This window comes from Leclercia sp. GHBNCSD (assembly GCF_055805075.1).
In genome coordinates this window covers 2,262,144-2,276,466 of record NZ_JBQVYO010000001.1, presented here as the reverse complement: position 1 = coordinate 2,276,466, position 14,323 = coordinate 2,262,144, and the positions used below count along the sequence as shown (strand labels likewise).

At 60.2% G+C, this 14,323-nt stretch carries 16 protein-coding genes; 12 read left to right on the top strand and 4 right to left on the bottom strand.

The features are described 5' to 3' along the window. Position 1 precedes the first annotated feature (1 nt). From ACT3IC_RS10965 to acpT, 9 genes are read left to right on the top strand one after another with little or no spacing between them, the layout of a single operon-like run. Positions 2 to 424 (top strand): acyl-CoA thioesterase, encoded by a 423-nt coding sequence (locus tag ACT3IC_RS10965; RefSeq protein WP_156655333.1) that lies wholly within the window; start codon positions 2 to 4, stop codon positions 422 to 424. Next, positions 421 to 1,026: a LolA family protein gene (locus ACT3IC_RS10960; RefSeq protein ID WP_159340200.1), complete on the top strand. Its 606-nt coding sequence runs from the start codon at positions 421 to 423 to the stop codon at positions 1,024 to 1,026. The genes ACT3IC_RS10965 and ACT3IC_RS10960 overlap by 4 nt, the downstream gene beginning before the upstream one ends. Beyond that, entirely contained in the window at positions 995 to 3,310 is a 2,316-nt protein-coding gene (locus ACT3IC_RS10955) for an MMPL family transporter (RefSeq protein WP_159340199.1), read from the top strand. Before ACT3IC_RS10960 ends, ACT3IC_RS10955 begins: the two co-directional genes overlap by 32 nt. 2 nt (positions 3,311 to 3,312) lie before the next feature. After that, positions 3,313 to 3,894 carry a DUF3261 domain-containing protein gene (locus tag ACT3IC_RS10950; protein ID WP_156655518.1) on the top strand — a complete coding sequence of 194 codons (582 nt, stop codon included), beginning with the start codon at positions 3,313 to 3,315 and terminating at the stop codon, positions 3,892 to 3,894. A 1-nt stretch (position 3,895) separates the two neighbouring features. Continuing rightward, positions 3,896 to 5,062: a beta-ketoacyl-[acyl-carrier-protein] synthase family protein gene (locus ACT3IC_RS10945; RefSeq protein WP_156655336.1), complete on the top strand. Its 1,167-nt coding sequence runs from the start codon at positions 3,896 to 3,898 to the stop codon at positions 5,060 to 5,062. Next, the gene (locus ACT3IC_RS10940; RefSeq protein ID WP_156655337.1) at positions 5,059 to 5,532 is read left to right on the top strand and encodes a hotdog family protein; all 474 of its coding nucleotides are present in this window, start codon (positions 5,059 to 5,061) and stop codon (positions 5,530 to 5,532) included. Before ACT3IC_RS10945 ends, ACT3IC_RS10940 begins: the two co-directional genes overlap by 4 nt. Then, complete coding sequence (locus tag ACT3IC_RS10935; RefSeq protein ID WP_156655338.1) at positions 5,529 to 6,260, top strand: 3-ketoacyl-ACP reductase FabG2; 732 nt, start codon at positions 5,529 to 5,531, stop codon at positions 6,258 to 6,260. Before ACT3IC_RS10940 ends, ACT3IC_RS10935 begins: the two co-directional genes overlap by 4 nt. Then, entirely contained in the window at positions 6,257 to 7,486 is a 1,230-nt protein-coding gene (locus ACT3IC_RS10930; RefSeq protein ID WP_159340197.1) for a beta-ketoacyl-ACP synthase, read from the top strand. The genes ACT3IC_RS10935 and ACT3IC_RS10930 overlap by 4 nt, the downstream gene beginning before the upstream one ends. A 2-nt stretch (positions 7,487 to 7,488) precedes the next feature. Further along, positions 7,489 to 8,070: a 4'-phosphopantetheinyl transferase AcpT gene (acpT, locus tag ACT3IC_RS10925; RefSeq protein ID WP_103177378.1), complete on the top strand. Its 582-nt coding sequence runs from the start codon at positions 7,489 to 7,491 to the stop codon at positions 8,068 to 8,070. A 5-nt stretch (positions 8,071 to 8,075) separates the two neighbouring features. Here the strand turns inward: acpT and ACT3IC_RS10920 are convergent, their stop codons facing one another. Next, positions 8,076 to 8,582 (bottom strand): phenolic acid decarboxylase, encoded by a 507-nt coding sequence (locus ACT3IC_RS10920; protein WP_103177379.1) that lies wholly within the window; start codon positions 8,580 to 8,582, stop codon positions 8,076 to 8,078. 99 nt (positions 8,583 to 8,681) lie between these two features. Between ACT3IC_RS10920 and ACT3IC_RS10915 the strand changes: the two genes are divergently transcribed. The 3 genes from ACT3IC_RS10915 to ACT3IC_RS10905 all read left to right on the top strand — a co-directional run bounded on the left by ACT3IC_RS10915 (position 8,682) and on the right by ACT3IC_RS10905 (position 11,148). After that, the gene (locus tag ACT3IC_RS10915) at positions 8,682 to 9,548 is read left to right on the top strand and encodes a LysR family transcriptional regulator (protein WP_103177380.1); all 867 of its coding nucleotides are present in this window, start codon (positions 8,682 to 8,684) and stop codon (positions 9,546 to 9,548) included. A gap of 48 nt (positions 9,549 to 9,596) precedes the next feature. After that, positions 9,597 to 10,391 (top strand): SDR family NAD(P)-dependent oxidoreductase, encoded by a 795-nt coding sequence (locus tag ACT3IC_RS10910; protein WP_103177381.1) that lies wholly within the window; start codon positions 9,597 to 9,599, stop codon positions 10,389 to 10,391. A gap of 94 nt (positions 10,392 to 10,485) precedes the next feature. Then, on the top strand, positions 10,486 to 11,148 hold the full coding sequence (locus ACT3IC_RS10905; protein WP_103177382.1) for an HAD family hydrolase: 663 nt from the start codon (positions 10,486 to 10,488) through the stop codon (positions 11,146 to 11,148). A 53-nt stretch (positions 11,149 to 11,201) separates the two neighbouring features. Here the strand turns inward: ACT3IC_RS10905 and ACT3IC_RS10900 are convergent, their stop codons facing one another. The 3 genes from ACT3IC_RS10900 to ACT3IC_RS10890 all read right to left on the bottom strand — a co-directional run bounded on the left by ACT3IC_RS10900 (position 11,202) and on the right by ACT3IC_RS10890 (position 14,105). Continuing rightward, positions 11,202 to 12,227 (bottom strand): TerC/Alx family metal homeostasis membrane protein, encoded by a 1,026-nt coding sequence (locus ACT3IC_RS10900; protein WP_103177383.1) that lies wholly within the window; start codon positions 12,225 to 12,227, stop codon positions 11,202 to 11,204. A 158-nt stretch (positions 12,228 to 12,385) separates the two neighbouring features. Next, positions 12,386 to 12,784 carry an ion channel gene (locus ACT3IC_RS10895; protein WP_103177384.1) on the bottom strand — a complete coding sequence of 133 codons (399 nt, stop codon included), beginning with the start codon at positions 12,782 to 12,784 and terminating at the stop codon, positions 12,386 to 12,388. A 127-nt stretch (positions 12,785 to 12,911) separates the two neighbouring features. Next, positions 12,912 to 14,105 carry a BaiN/RdsA family NAD(P)/FAD-dependent oxidoreductase gene (locus ACT3IC_RS10890; protein WP_159340196.1) on the bottom strand — a complete coding sequence of 398 codons (1,194 nt, stop codon included), beginning with the start codon at positions 14,103 to 14,105 and terminating at the stop codon, positions 12,912 to 12,914. Positions 14,106 to 14,323 lie beyond the last annotated feature (218 nt).

Here is a 14,323-nt window from a genome sequence, read left to right as displayed (position 1 = left end):
GGTGCTGACCGATCCGCGCTTTACCACTGAAGTAGAGCTGACCGTACCGTTTCACGACGTCGATATGATGGGCGTGGTCTGGCACGGCAACTATTTTCGCTACTTTGAGATAGCCCGCGAGGCGCTGCTCAACCAGTTCGATTATGGCTATCGCCAGATGAAAGCCTCTGGCTATCTCTGGCCGGTGGTGGATACCCGGGTGAAGTACCGCGATGTCCTCACCTTTGAGCAGCGCATCCGCGTCCGGGCCCATATCGAAGAGTTCGAGAACCGCCTGCGCATCGCCTACCAGATTTTTGACGCCACCAGCGGCAAGCGGACCACCACCGGCTACACCATTCAGGTGGCGGTGGAGGAGCAGAGCCGCGAGCTCTGTTTTGTTAGCCCGCCAGTGCTGTTTGAGCGCATGGGAGTGACGCCATGAAGTGGTTACCCCTGCTTGCCCTGCTGGTCAGCCCCTGGGTCAGCGCCGTGACGCTGGATGAATTACAGCAGCGCTTTACCGAACAGCCGGTGGTGCGTGCCCACTTTGAGCAGCTCCGCACCATTAAAGATCTGCCCCAGCCCCTGCGTTCGAACGGCGAAATGCTGATCGCCCGGGATAACGGCCTGCTGTGGGAGCAAAAAGCGCCCTTCCCGATGACCCTGCTGCTGGACGACAACCGGATGGTACAGACCATTAACGGCCAGCCGCCGCAGATCATCACCGCCGATAATAACCCGCAGATGTTCCAGTTCAACCACCTGCTGCGCGCCCTGTTCCAGGCGGATCGCAAGGTGCTGGAGGAGAACTTCCGTATCGACTTTAAGGATCTCGGCAATGGCCGCTGGTCGCTGGTGTTGACCCCGATCACTACGCCGCTGGACAAGATTTTCACCTCACTCGATCTGGGCGGTGAGACCTATCTGGAGTCCATTGTGCTGAACGACAGGCAGGGCGACCGCACCGATATTACCCTTTCCCGCCACCAGCTCACGCCCGCCAGCCTGACCGATGACGAACGCCAACGCTTTGCCGCCCCGTAATGGCCGCCGCCCGGCGCTGATATGGGGAATAATCTGCCTGGCACTGCTGGCGGTACTGCTGACGCTGTTACCCGGGGCGCGGCTGAACAGCAGCGTGCTGGCGATGCTGCCCAAACAGAGCCTGGGCGCCATTCCCCCCGCCCTGAACGACGGTTTTATCCAGCGACTTGACCGCCAGCTGGTGTGGCTGGTCAGCCCCGGTAACGCGCCCGATCCGCAGGTGGCGCAGCAGTGGCTGAGCCTGTTGCAGACATCCGGTTCCCTGCACGCGGTAAAAGGGCCGATGGACGCCGCCGGGCAAAAAGCCTGGGGCGACTTCTTCTGGCAGCATCGTAACGGCCTGATCGACCCTGCCACCCGTGCGCGGCTGCAAAACGGCGGCGAGGCGCAGGCCCAGTGGATTTTGTCCCAGCTTTACTCCGCTTTCTCTGGCGTCAGCGGCAAAGAGCTGCAAAACGACCCGCTGATGCTGATGCGCGGCTCGCAGCTTTCCCTTGCCCAAAACAGCCAGAAACTGCGGCTGATGGACGGCTGGCTGGTAACGAAAGATGAGGCGGGCAATTACTGGTATCTGCTGCACGGCGAGCTGGCCGGTTCGTCGTTCGATATGCAGCAGACCCACCGGCTGGTGACCACGCTTCACGATCTCGAAGGCCAGTTGAAAACGCGTTATCCCCGGGCGCAGCTGCTGTCGCGCGGGACGGTGTTTTATAGTGACTACGCCAGCCAGCAGGCGAAACGGGACGTCTCCACGCTGGGCGTTGCTACCCTCCTGGGCGTGATAGGGCTGATTGTGGCGGTGTTCCGCTCCCTGCGCCCGCTCCTGCTGTGCCTGCTCTCTATCGCTATCGGCGCACTGGCGGGCACGGTGGCGACCCTGCTGCTGTTTGGCGAACTGCATCTGATGACCCTGGTGATGAGTATGGGCATCATCGGCATCTCGGCGGATTACACGCTTTATTACCTGACCGAGCGAATGGTGCACGGCAGGGAACAGTCGCCGTGGCAAAGCCTGGCAAAAGTGCGCAATGCCCTGCTGCTGGCGTTGTTCACCACCGTGGCGGCCTATTTCATCATGATGCTGGCACCCTTCCCGGGTATCCGCCAGATGGCGGTCTTTGCCGCCGCGGGCCTGAGCGGTGCCTGTCTGACGGTGATCTTCTGGCATCCGTGGCTGTGTCGCGGCTTACCGGTGCGCCCGGTGCCGATGAAAACCCTGATGCTGCGCTGGCTGGCGGCCTGGCGCGATAAACGCCTGTCGGTGGGCCTGCCGGTGGCGCTGGCGGTTATCGCCCTTGCGGGGATCGCGACGCTGCGGGTGGACGATGATATCGCCCAGCTTCAGGCCCTGCCGCAGGCGATTCTCGCCCAGGAGAAAGCCATTACCGCCCTGACCGGCCAGCGGGTCGATCAAAAATGGTTCGTGGTCCATGGCGACTCGGCCCAGCAGACCCTGGAGCGGCTGGAGGCGTTTACCCCGGCGCTGGGTCAGGCGCAGCAGGCGGGCGAGCTGACCGCCTGGCGTAGCCTGCCGCTGAACTCGCTGGCGCAACAGGCGCGCGATCTGGCCCTGCTGCACAAGGCGGCGCCGGCGGTGACCGGGGTGCTGCAAAGCGCAGGGCTGACCACCGTGTCGCCGGATCTGCGTCCAATGCCGGTGGGGGTTGATGCCTGGCTTGCCAGTCCGGCCAGTGAAGGGTGGCGTCTGCTGTGGCTCACGCTGCCCGGCGGCGAGAGCGGCGTGCTGGTGCCGGTGGATGGGGTGAAAAACAGCCCGGCGCTGGGCAAACTGGCGGAGCAATATCCCGGCGTGGTATGGGTCGATCGCAAGGCCCGTTTTGACAGCCTGTTTGCCCTCTACCGCACCCTGCTGACCGGCCTGCTGGCGGTGGCGCTGGCAACAATCGCCTGTGGCGCGATGCTACGCCTCGGCTGGCGCAAGGGATTGATCACCCTGGTGCCCTCCCTGCTGTCGCTGGGCTGTGGCCTGGCCGCGCTGGCGGCTACGGGCCATCCGGTTAACCTGTTTTCACTCCTGGCGCTGGTGCTGGTCCTCGGCATCGGGATCAACTACACGCTATTCTTCAACAACCCGCGCGGCACGCCGTTAACCTCCCTGCTCGCCATCACCCTGTCGATGATGACCACCCTGCTGACCCTCGGCATGCTGGTCTTCAGCACCACCCAGGCCATCGGCAGCTTCGGGATTGTGCTGGTCAGCGGCATTTTCACCGCCTTTCTGCTGGCTCCGCTGGCGATGCCGGACAAAAATGAGAGACCATGATGATGACCCCTTTTTATCGCGCCGCCCTTCTGATCGGCGCGCTGCTGCTGGCCGGTTGCAGCCATACAGCCCAGAAGCGTGACGATACCCGCCCACAGGCGTGGCTCCAGCCGGGTACCCGGGTGACGCTGCCGCCGCCGGGCATTACCCCGGCGCTCAGTTCCCAGCAGCTGTTGACCGCCAGCGTGAACGGCAATACCCAGTCGCTGCTGGTGATGCTGAACGCCGATGGGCAGAAAGTGACCCTCGCGGGACTCTCGTCGGTGGGGATCCGTTTGTTCCTCGCCACCTATAATGAAACGGGCATCCATACTGAACAGTCGATTGTTGCGCCAGCGCTTCCTCCGGCCAGCCAGGTGCTGGCGGACGTAATGCTTAGCCACTGGCCCCTCGACGCCTGGCTGCCGCAGTTGCCTAAAGGCTGGACGTTGAAGGATAAAGGCGACCGGCGTGAGCTGCGCAATGGTGACGGCAAGCTGGTGACGGAGATTATCTACCTGCAGCGCAAAGGCAAGCGCATGCCGATTAGCATCGAACAGCACGTGTTCCACTACCACATCACCATTCAATATCTGGATGACTGAGATGATCTACATTTCTGCCGTTGGCCTGCTCAACGCCCTGGGCAACGCACCTGATGAGATTGCCGCCAACCTGACGCGCGGCGTGGCGCCCGGCATGCGGCTGCGCAGCGGCTGGTTACCGGGTCAGGAGGCGGTGCTGGGGGGTGTCGATGCCGAACTGCCCGCGATCCCGGACCGCTTTGCCCGCCACCGCTCGCGTAATAATCAGCTTCTGCTGGCGGCGCTGGCGCAGATCCAGCCTGCGGTGGACGAGGCCATTGCCCGCTACGGTCGCGACCGGGTGGCGGTGGTGCTCGGCACCAGCACCTCCGGGCTCGATGAGGGCGACACGCATGTGCGCCTGTCGATGGCCGGCGAAGCGAGTCCCCACTGGCGCTACGCGCAGCAGGAGCTGGGCGATCCGTCGCGCTTTCTGGCGAACTGGCTGGATCTTGACGGCCCGGCCTGGACGCTCTCGACCGCCTGCTCCTCCAGCGCGCGGGCGATGATAAGCGGACGTCGGCTGATTGATTCCGGGCTGGTGGATGTCGCGCTTGTCGGCGGCGCCGATACGCTGAGCCGGATGCCGGTAAACGGTTTTAACAGCCTCGAATCCCTTTCCACCACCTTGTGCGAGCCCTTTGGCCGCGACCGCCGGGGGATCACCATTGGCGAAGCGGCGGCGCTGATGCTGCTCACCCGGGAGCCGCAGCCGGTGGCGCTGCTGGGCAGCGGCGAGTCGAGCGATGCGTACCATATTTCTGCCCCCCATCCGCAGGGCGAAGGGGCCATTAACGCCATTAACCAGGCGCTACACGACGCCGGAATGACGCCGGATGACGTGGGCTACATCAATCTGCACGGCACGGCGACGCCGCTCAATGACCAGATCGAATCCCGGGTGATCCACGACCTGTTTGGCGAGGCGGTGCCCTGCAGTTCAACCAAGCACCTGACCGGGCATACGCTGGGCGCGGCGGGGATCACCGAGGCGGCGCTGAGCTGGCTGATTTTAACCCGCGGCCTGCCCCTGCCCGCCCAGGATTTCAGCCGCTATGCGCCGGATCTGACCCTTGCACCCTGCGGCGTGCTGCATCAGCCAGGGACGCTGCAAAAACCGGTGATTTTGTCTAATTCGTTCGCCTTTGGCGGCAATAACGCCAGTATTCTGCTCGGGAGAGTGTCATGAGCTATTTATTACCGGCAGACTACCTGCCCCACGATGCCCCCATGCTGCTGCTGGAATCGGTCGAGAGCGTCAGCGCCGACACCGCCGTCTGTCGGGTCAGCGTCACGCCCGAGGGGGTGCTGGCGCCATTTTTGAATACCGAGGGCGATCTACCGGGCTGGTACGCCCTTGAGCTGATGGCCCAGACCGTTGGCATCTGGTCTGGCTGGCACCGTGAACAGAAGGGCCAGGAGAGCAGTTCGCTCGGCATGATACTGGGCGCGCGGGAGCTGGTCTGTGCCGCGGGGCGCTTTCCGGCCCGTAGCGTGTTAACCATCACCGCCACGCTGCTGATGGAAGATGAGCGCTTCAGCAGCTTCGAGTGCCTCATCACCGCCCATGGCGACACGCTGGCGACCGGGCGCGTCAATACCTTCCAGCCCAGCCAGCAGGAGCTGGCATCACTGTTTAAACCAGGAGTGAATCCATGAGTCGTTCTGTTCTGGTCACCGGCGCCAGCAAAGGCATTGGCCGGGCTATCGCCCTTAAACTGGCCGCGGACGGGTTTACCGTCGGCGTGCATTACCACCGCGACGCCGCAGGTGCCGGGGCCACCCTGGAGGCGATCGAACAGGCCGGCGGAAACGGGCGTCTGCTGGCGTTTGACGTGGGCGACCGGGCGCAGTGCCGTGAGGTGCTGGAGGAGGATATGGCGACGCATGGCCCCTGGTATGGCCTGGTAAGTAACGCCGGCATCGCCCGGGATGGCGCGTTTCCGGCGCTCAGCGACGAGGACTGGGACAGCGTGATCCACACTAACCTCGACAGCTTTTACAACGTCATTCATCCCTGCATGATGCCCATGATCGCTGCCCGTCAGGGTGGACGGATTATTACGCTGTCGTCGGTTTCCGGGGTGATGGGCAACCGCGGCCAGGTGAACTACAGCGCGGCCAAAGCCGGCATCATCGGCGCCACCAAAGCCCTGGCGGTGGAGCTGGCGAAGCGCAAAATCACCGTCAACTGCATCGCGCCTGGGCTGATTGATACCGGAATGATCGAGATGGAAGAGGCCGCGCTGAAAGAGGCGATGGCCGCGATCCCGATGAAACGGATGGGTCAGGCGGACGAGGTGGCCGGGCTTGCCAGCTACCTGATGTCGGATATCGCGGGCTATGTGACCCGCCAGGTTATCTCCATTAACGGGGGAATGTTATGACGCGTCGGGTGGTGATCACAGGCATGGGCGGCGTCACCGCCTTTGGGGAAACGTGGGCATCGGTTGCTGCCCGCTTACGTGAATACAAAAACGCGGTGCGCAGGATGCCGGAGTGGACGGTCTATGACGGCCTGCACACCCTGCTGGCCGCGCCGATCGATGATTTTACCCTGCCGGATCACTACATCCGCAAGCGCATCCGCGCCATGGGTCGCGTGTCGCTGCTGTCGACCCGCGCCACCGAACTGGCCCTGGCGCAGGCGGGGCTGCTTGACGATCCGATTCTTACCCAGGGTGAAACCGGCATTGCCTATGGCTCGTCCACCGGCAGCACCGGCCCGGTCAGCGAATTCGCCACCATGCTCACCGAGAAGCACACCAACAACATCACCGGCACCACCTACGTGCAGATGATGCCCCACACCACGGCGGTGAACACCGGCCTGTTCTTCGGCCTGCGCGGGCGGGTGATCCCCACCTCCAGCGCCTGTACCTCCGGCAGCCAGGCGATTGGCTATGCCTGGGAAGCCATCCGCCACGGTTATCAGACGGTGATGGTGGCAGGCGGTGCCGAAGAGCTTTGCCCGTCGGAAGCGGCGGTGTTCGATACCCTTTTCGCCACCAGCCAGCGCAACGACGCGCCGGATGCCACCCCCTCACCCTTTGATGTGCAACGCGACGGGCTGGTGATTGGTGAAGGGGCAGGTACCCTGATTCTGGAAGAGCTGGAGCATGCGAAGGCGCGCGGCGCCACCATCTACGGCGAAATTGTCGGTTTCGCCACCAACTGCGACGCGTCGCATATCACCCAGCCGCAGCGGGAAACTATGCAGATCTGCATGGAGAAGTCGCTGAAGATTGCCGGGCTGAGCCCGCAGGATATGGGCTATATTTCGGCGCACGGCACCGCCACCGACCGGGGCGATATCGCCGAAAGTCTGGCCACCGCCGCGGTGTTCGGCGACAGTGTGCCAATTTCATCGTTAAAGAGCTATTTCGGCCATACCCTGGGGGCCTGTGGCGCGCTGGAGGCGTGGATGAGCCTGCAGATGATGCGTGAGGGCTGGTTCGCCCCGACCATCAATTTAAGAGAACCGGACGAGCAATGCGGCACGTTAGATTATATTATGGGTGAAGCCCGTCACATTGACTGCGAATATATTCAAAGTAATAACTTCGCGTTCGGCGGCATTAATACTTCCATAATCATTAAACGCTGGGCGTGACTATGTACCAGTTTCTTCTGGGAAAGATTTCTACCCTCAGCGCTGACTCTCTGGCGTCAGCGCTTTCTGAGCAGGCGCCGCAGGGCGCGCGCCGACTCCCCTGGCTGGCTGGCCGGGCGCTGCTCGCCCGGGCCTTATCGCCCGCCCCGGTACCGGAAATTGTCTTCGGTGAACAGGGCAAACCGGCCTTCGTCGATGCCAGACCCTATTGGTTTAACCTGAGCCACAGCGGGGACGATATCGCCCTGCTGTTAAGCGACGAAGGCGAAGTGGGCTGCGATATCGAAGTGATCCGTCCGCGGGATAACTGGCAGGCGCTGGCTAACGCCGTCTTTAGCCTCGCCGAACATGATGAGCTGGAGCGGGAGGCACCTGAGGCAAAACTGTCGGCCTTCTGGCGCATCTGGACGCGTAAAGAGGCGATCGTCAAACAGCGCGGCGGCAGCGCCTGGCAGATTGTCAGTATCGACAGCACCTTAAGATCGGCGCTCTGCGTCAGCCACTTTCAGCGCGGCGAACTCAGCCTTGCGGTCTGTACGCCAACGCCCTTCACCCTCCATAACGGCGCACTTCAGCTTCTGTAACCCGCTTATTTCAAATTATTCGGAAAGTCTGCCGGCAGCTCGCTGGCAGCACAGTCAATGACAGCATCGTTATTGGCACCGCAGTCGCGCACAAAGGTAATGGTGGCGAACTCATCAATGACCTCGGTTGGGTAGGCCGGGCCCGCCTCGCGATAAGAGACCATCAGCGGAATATGATCGTTCTGGAAGCAGACGGTTTTTTCCGGGTTATTCATCACCCAACGCGGGAAGAAGATCGTGCCGTGGAACAGCTTGTCGCCGAGGTTCACAATCAGGCTCACATCGGTACCGGTCGGTTCAGTCCACGAAATTTTATAAATACTCTCGCCCACACGAACGATATAAGCCTGCTGATCTTTTACCCAACGGTTTGCCACGATCCCGCTATGAATACGGTAGTCGAGCGTCTGCTCGTTTTTGACATAAATTTCGTAGTTCCAGCCGTTATCGTAGGTATATACCAAATGTTTGCCGACGAAACCGCTCAAATCATGTTTATCAAACTGGCTCATAATCTTTCTCCTCTGTTTTAATGAACCCATCTTACGCCTGCAAAAATTGGATGAATAACGCTATGATTTAATCAAATTCATCCAAAAATTAGATTATTTATGCACAAAACTACCCTTGAGCAGTGGTCGCTGCTGGAACGCGTCGTTGAGTTGGGCAGCTTTGCCCGCGCCGCAGAGGAGACGCATCGCAGCCAATCTTCCGTCAGTTATAACCTGGCATTGTTGCAGGAGCGGCTGGGCGTGGCGCTTCTGGTCCAGGTGGGGCGTAAGGCGGTGCTGACCCCGGAAGGAGAGCTGCTGTTAAATCAGGTCAAACCGCTGCTAAACGCCTTTACCCTGCTGGAGACGCGCGCCACGACGCTACGCAACGGGATGCGTACCCGACTGGATGTGGTGGTGGACAGCATTTTCCCTCGCCGTCATCTGTTTGCCATTCTGCGCCAGTTTCAACAGCGCTATCCGCAAACCGAGGTGCATCTGACCGAAATACTTGAGAACACCGGCGAGGCGCTGGCCCAGAGCGAAGCCGACGTGATGGTGCTAACCCGCCGCCAGGATGTGACCGGGCGCGGCGAGTGGTTGATGAATATCGACTTTGTCGCCGTGGCGCATCGGGAACATCCGCTGTTTGAACACGACACGCCGCTCACTGATGAAATGCTACGCTCCTGGCCACTCATCCAGATCGCCGGGCAGAACTACGCCGCGCCTCCCGGCGGCGAAGCCTGGACCTTCTCCACCATCGACGCCGCTATCGATGCGGTGATGTATCAGGTGGGGTATGGCTGGCTGCCGGAAGAGCGAATTCAGCAACAGCTGGAAACCGGTGTGCTAAAAACGGTGCCCCTGAGCCACGGCACGCGCCGTGCTACACCGCTGCATCTGATTGTAAAACGCACGCTCGCCCCGCTCGACGAACAGGTGGAAACCTTACTGCACCTCTTCAGCCAGCCGTCGCAAAGGTGAACTGCTACGCTTAATGGTCTGAACTTCAAATATGACAAGGAGCAGACCGTGAAAATCGATCTTACGGGAAAAGTGGCGTTAGTGACCGCCTCCACAGGCGGCATTGGCTTCGCCATTGCCAGAGGGCTGGCGGAGAGCGGTGCAGAGGTGATTGTTAACGGACGCAGCGTCGACTCGGTCAACCGGGGCATCCAGCAGCTGCAGCAGCAGATACCGGGCGTTCAGGTGCGGGCTGCCATTGCCGACCTCAGTTCGCAGGAAGGGGTGGATGCTCTGCTCCGGGTCGCTTCGGGCGTCGATATCCTCGTCAACAATGCCGGGATCTACGGCCCTCAGGATTTTTACGCTACCGACGACGAGACCTGGAATCACTACTGGCAAACCAACGTGATGTCCGGTGTACGGCTATCGCGCGCCCTGCTGCCCGGCATGGTGCAAAAAGGCTGGGGCCGGGTGGTCTTTATCTCCTCCGAGTCGGCCTGCAATATTCCGGCGGACATGATCCACTATGGGGTCACCAAAACCGCCCAGCTCTCTCTGGCGCGCGGTCTGGCAAAGTTTGTCGCCGGGAGTGGCGTCACCGTGAACAGCGTCCTGCCTGGCCCGACGATGTCGGACGGCTTTGCTGAGATGATGAAAGACGAAATAGAGAAAACCGGCAAGTCCCTGGAGACGCTGGCAAAAGAGTTCGTGATGGCCAATCGCCCAAGCTCGGTGATCCAGCGAGCCGCCACGGTAGACGAAGTGGCGAACATGGTGGTTTACGTCTGTTCCCAGCAGGCATCCGCCACCTCCGGCGCGGCGCTGCGCGTGGATGGCGGCGTGGTGGACGATATTATCTAGCGCTGCCGATGGCTACCCGTCCGCTGGCGGGTGGCATCTGACGCTAAAGCAGGTAAACTGAGGACAGAATGTGAATTTACGCTAAGACTCTGTTATGACCAATATGATTGCCGATGAGGCGATGGCAAAATCCAGCGTCCTCTCCGTGTTCGACTTTGATGGCACGCTGACCCATCACGACAGCTTTATCCCCTTCTTACGCTTTGCGTTCGGTAAGCGCTACTTTGCCGGTCGCCTGGTGCGGATGGCCTTGCCCACCATTCACTGCGTACGCCGCAAGCTGACCCGTGATGAACTGAAAGAGGTGCTGATCAAAACCTTCCTGACCGGCGTGGATGAGCACTGGCTGCGTGAGCAGGCAGAGCGGTTCTGCGAAAAGTACTGGGATAAACTGATGCGCCCCCAGGGGGTGCTGGCGGTGGCGGCGGAAGTCAACTCCGGCGCGGAAGTGACCATCTGCTCTGCCTCGCCGGCGCTGGTGTTGCAGCCATGGGCCGACAAGCTCGGCATTAAGCTTATCGGTACCCAACTGGAGGTGAAAGAGGGCAAGCTGACCGGGCGGATCACCGGCCATAACTGCCGCTGTGCGCAGAAGGTGGCCCGGCTGGAGAGCGTGTACGGCAGCCTGACCAATTACCACGTGCGCGCCTGGGGCGACACCCGGGGCGACCACGAGCTGCTGGCGGCGGCGCAGGATCCGCACTGGCGCCATTTCCATCCGCCGCGCGCGCGCCGCAATTCACCGATCAAGCCGTAAAAGATGCCGGGTGTTGTAGGCCCGGCAAGCGTAGCGCCGCCGGGCAAAATCCGTCAGGCTTCCCGTTTCCCCGGGAAGAGCAGGCTCGCCAGAATCCCCGCTGCCAGTACGCCCAACACCACCAACAGACTCGCCGTAGCGCCGATACCGTAGCCGTGGTGCCAGAAGTGATCCGTCGCGTTCAGACCGAGCTTAAAGGCGACGAAGAAGAGCAGCGCGATCACCGCTTTCTCCAGATGCACCAGATACTGCTTCAGCGCCTCCAGCACGAAGTAGAGGGTACGCAGGCCGAGGATGGCGAACATCATGGCGCTGTAGATAATCAGCGGCTCGCGGCTGACGGCGATGATCGCCGGCACCGAGTCAAAGGCGAACATCACGTCTGACAGCTCCACCACCGCCACACAGAGCAGCAGCGGCGTGGCATAGCGCTTCGCCTTCTTCACCCGTCCCACCATCACATCCTGGTTTTCAGGCTTGGCCAGCTCGGCATCCACCTCTTTCTGGCTGAGAAGAAACGCGTTACCGGTGATTTTTGGCCAGATCGGATAGAAGCGTTTTACCGCGCGGTAGGCCAGATGCTGGGAGTAATCCTCAATCTCGTCCTGCTCTTCGCCGCGTTTAAGCATCATCACCGCCGTCCAGGCCACAATCAGGGCAAAGACCACTTCAACGTATGGCCCCAGGCTCAGCAGGCTGGTGCCGATGGCGACGAAGATCCCGCGGAAGACAATCGCGCCAATCACCCCCCAGTAGAGCACCCGGTGACGATACTGATCCGGCACGCCAAACCAGGCGAAGATCGCCATCATCACGAAGAGGTTATCAACGGAGAGCACCTCTTCCAGGGCGTAACCGGTGAGGAACAGGCTCGCCACTTCGGCGCCGTGATGCACGTAAAGGAACCCGGCGAACGCCATCGCCATCATCACCCAGAAGAGAGACCAGAGTGAGGCGCTTTTTAGTGAGATCGGTTTGTCATGGCGATGCATGAAGAGGTCGATAAACATCGCCCCGACAGCCATAACCACAAAAACAACAACGGTTTCCGTCGGGAAACCGAGATGAGCAGAGGACATAGACAACCCTTTTTGAAGACAAAATACACACCATGCAGACTGGCGAGGCCAGTAAAGAAAAAAAAGGGACCGTTTACCGGCTTCTCCCCTTAAAACGCATAACCCTGCGTGAGGGAGTGTACTTTACCTCACATTGCGGAGGTTCTGCCATCGGCGCTTTACTGGCTCATGCCGCGCAGCCGCTGCAGGACGGCCACCAGCACCGCCACCGACCAGCCAACCATCAGCGCGCCAACCAGCCCTTCCACTCCGCCAGTCAGTCGCCAGTGTTCCGGCAACGTGACGTCGCCATATCCCACTGTAGCGTAGCTGACCAGCGAGAAATAGAAGCTGGTGTTCCAGTCATTAAACGCGCCGACATAGCGATAAAAAACGGCAAACAGGCTGGCTTCAAGCAGATGGGCAAACAGGGCAGTCATGATGATAACGATATTGCGGAACACCACGCGCATCACCGATTCCACATTCAGGTTGATGAATTTCAGGATAAAAAACATCCATGTGGAATGAATGATCACCGTCAGGTTGATCAAAATAATAATGCTCACAAGCTGCATATCACACTCTCTGAAAGGTAACGCAATACGCCCTGCTCAGCTGAACAGGGCGTAAAATAGCGGAACGTTTGAGATGCAGTGTAGCGGATGGGGGCGAAGTACAGGGTGCAATAGTTGCGCCGGAATACTACCTTTCGGCCAGCGCCTCTGCACAGGCCCAGGCGCTGGCCCACGCCCACTGGAAGTTATAGCCACCCAGCCAGCCGGTAACGTCCATGACTTCGCCGATAAAATAGAGTCCAGGCACGTTGCGGACCTCCATGGTGCGCGAAGAGAGTTCGTTAGTGTCCACACCCCCCAGCGTCACTTCCGCGGTGCGATAACCTTCGGTGCCGTTGGGTTGTACGCGCCAGGCGCTTAAGGTTTCGACCAGCGCCTGCTGATCGCGGCTGTTGAGCTGCTTGAGTGACACATCAGGAATTTGCCCCAGCTGCTGCAGGCACTCCACCAGCCGTTTCGGCAGCTGTATCGCCAGGGTGTTTTTCAGGCTCTGGTTAGGGTGCGCCGCACGCTGCTCATTGAGGAAGCTCTCCAGATCGCAATCCGGCACTAAATTGATGGTGACGAACTCACCCGGCTGCCAGTAGCTGGAGATTTGCAGCACCGCCGGGCCGGAGAGGCCACGATGGGTGAACAGCAGATTCTCCCGAAACACCGTACCGTCTTCGGCGGTAATCACCGACGGCACCGACACGCCGGAGAGGGTCTGCAGCTGTTCCAGCAGCGGCTTATGCAGGGTGAATGGCACCAGTCCGGCACGGGTCGGGAGTACCTTCAGCCCAAACTGCTCGGCAATTTTATAGCCAAACGGCGTGGCACCCAGCCCCGGCATGGAGAGCCCGCCGCTGGCGATCACCAGCTTATCTGCGCACACGGTTTCGCCATTAAGCTGCAGCGTGTAACCTGCCTCATCACGCGCCACATCCAGCACTTCGCTGCGAAGTCGCAGGGTAACCTGACCTTTTTCACACTCCGCCACCAGCATATCGACGATTTGTTGCGCGGAATCGTCGCAAAATAATTGCCCCAGCGTTTTCTCATGCCAGGCGATACCATGTTTACCGACGAGGTCGATGAAGTCCCACTGGGTGTAGCGCGCTAACGCAGATTTGCAAAAATGACGGTTCTGGCTCAGATAGGCCGTAGGTTCGATATAAAGATTAGTAAAGTTGCAGCGGCCCCCACCAGACATCAGGATTTTACGACCTGGCTTTTTGCCGTTATCGAGCAGCAGAACCCGGCGTCCTGCCTGTCCGGCCATCGCCGCACAGAATAAACCCGCCGCACCTGCGCCAATAATGATGGCATCGTACTTTTCCACGTCTCGATCCTCCCGGTTTTCAGGGCGCGAATTGTAAAGTTTCCTCAAGAAACGCACCAGCGTAAAAATCTGTAATTTCATGCATTTCTTTGAAATTTAAAAAGTAATTCTTTTGCTGCTACGCTTATGTCAGTAAGCAAATCAAAAAAAGGCTATATTTCACTTTGCCCGTTGCGCATTTGTCCTGGATAATGCGCCGCGTTCATGTCCTCAAAATG

What these genes read in the sequence shown, in the direction of transcription:
- ACT3IC_RS10950 (WP_156655518.1), top strand. Translation starts at nt 3,313, where the DNA reads ATGACCCCTTTTTATCGCGCCGCCCTTCTGATCGGCGCGCTGCTGCTG.
- ACT3IC_RS10960 (WP_159340200.1), top strand. Translation starts at nt 421, where the DNA reads ATGAAGTGGTTACCCCTGCTTGCCCTGCTGGTCAGCCCCTGGGTCAGC.
- ACT3IC_RS10905 (WP_103177382.1), top strand. Translation starts at nt 10,486, where the DNA reads ATGACCAATATGATTGCCGATGAGGCGATGGCAAAATCCAGCGTCCTC.
- ACT3IC_RS10945 (WP_156655336.1), top strand. Translation starts at nt 3,896, where the DNA reads ATGATCTACATTTCTGCCGTTGGCCTGCTCAACGCCCTGGGCAACGCA.
- ACT3IC_RS10930 (WP_159340197.1), top strand. Translation starts at nt 6,257, where the DNA reads ATGACGCGTCGGGTGGTGATCACAGGCATGGGCGGCGTCACCGCCTTT.
- ACT3IC_RS10940 (WP_156655337.1), top strand. Translation starts at nt 5,059, where the DNA reads ATGAGCTATTTATTACCGGCAGACTACCTGCCCCACGATGCCCCCATG.
- ACT3IC_RS10900 (WP_103177383.1), bottom strand. Translation starts at nt 12,227, where the DNA reads ATGTCCTCTGCTCATCTCGGTTTCCCGACGGAAACCGTTGTTGTTTTT.
- ACT3IC_RS10935 (WP_156655338.1), top strand. Translation starts at nt 5,529, where the DNA reads ATGAGTCGTTCTGTTCTGGTCACCGGCGCCAGCAAAGGCATTGGCCGG.
- acpT (WP_103177378.1), top strand. Translation starts at nt 7,489, where the DNA reads ATGTACCAGTTTCTTCTGGGAAAGATTTCTACCCTCAGCGCTGACTCT.
- ACT3IC_RS10915 (WP_103177380.1), top strand. Translation starts at nt 8,682, where the DNA reads ATGCACAAAACTACCCTTGAGCAGTGGTCGCTGCTGGAACGCGTCGTT.
- ACT3IC_RS10895 (WP_103177384.1), bottom strand. Translation starts at nt 12,784, where the DNA reads ATGCAGCTTGTGAGCATTATTATTTTGATCAACCTGACGGTGATCATT.
- ACT3IC_RS10955 (WP_159340199.1), top strand. Translation starts at nt 995, where the DNA reads ATGACGAACGCCAACGCTTTGCCGCCCCGTAATGGCCGCCGCCCGGCG.
- ACT3IC_RS10920 (WP_103177379.1), bottom strand. Translation starts at nt 8,582, where the DNA reads ATGAGCCAGTTTGATAAACATGATTTGAGCGGTTTCGTCGGCAAACAT.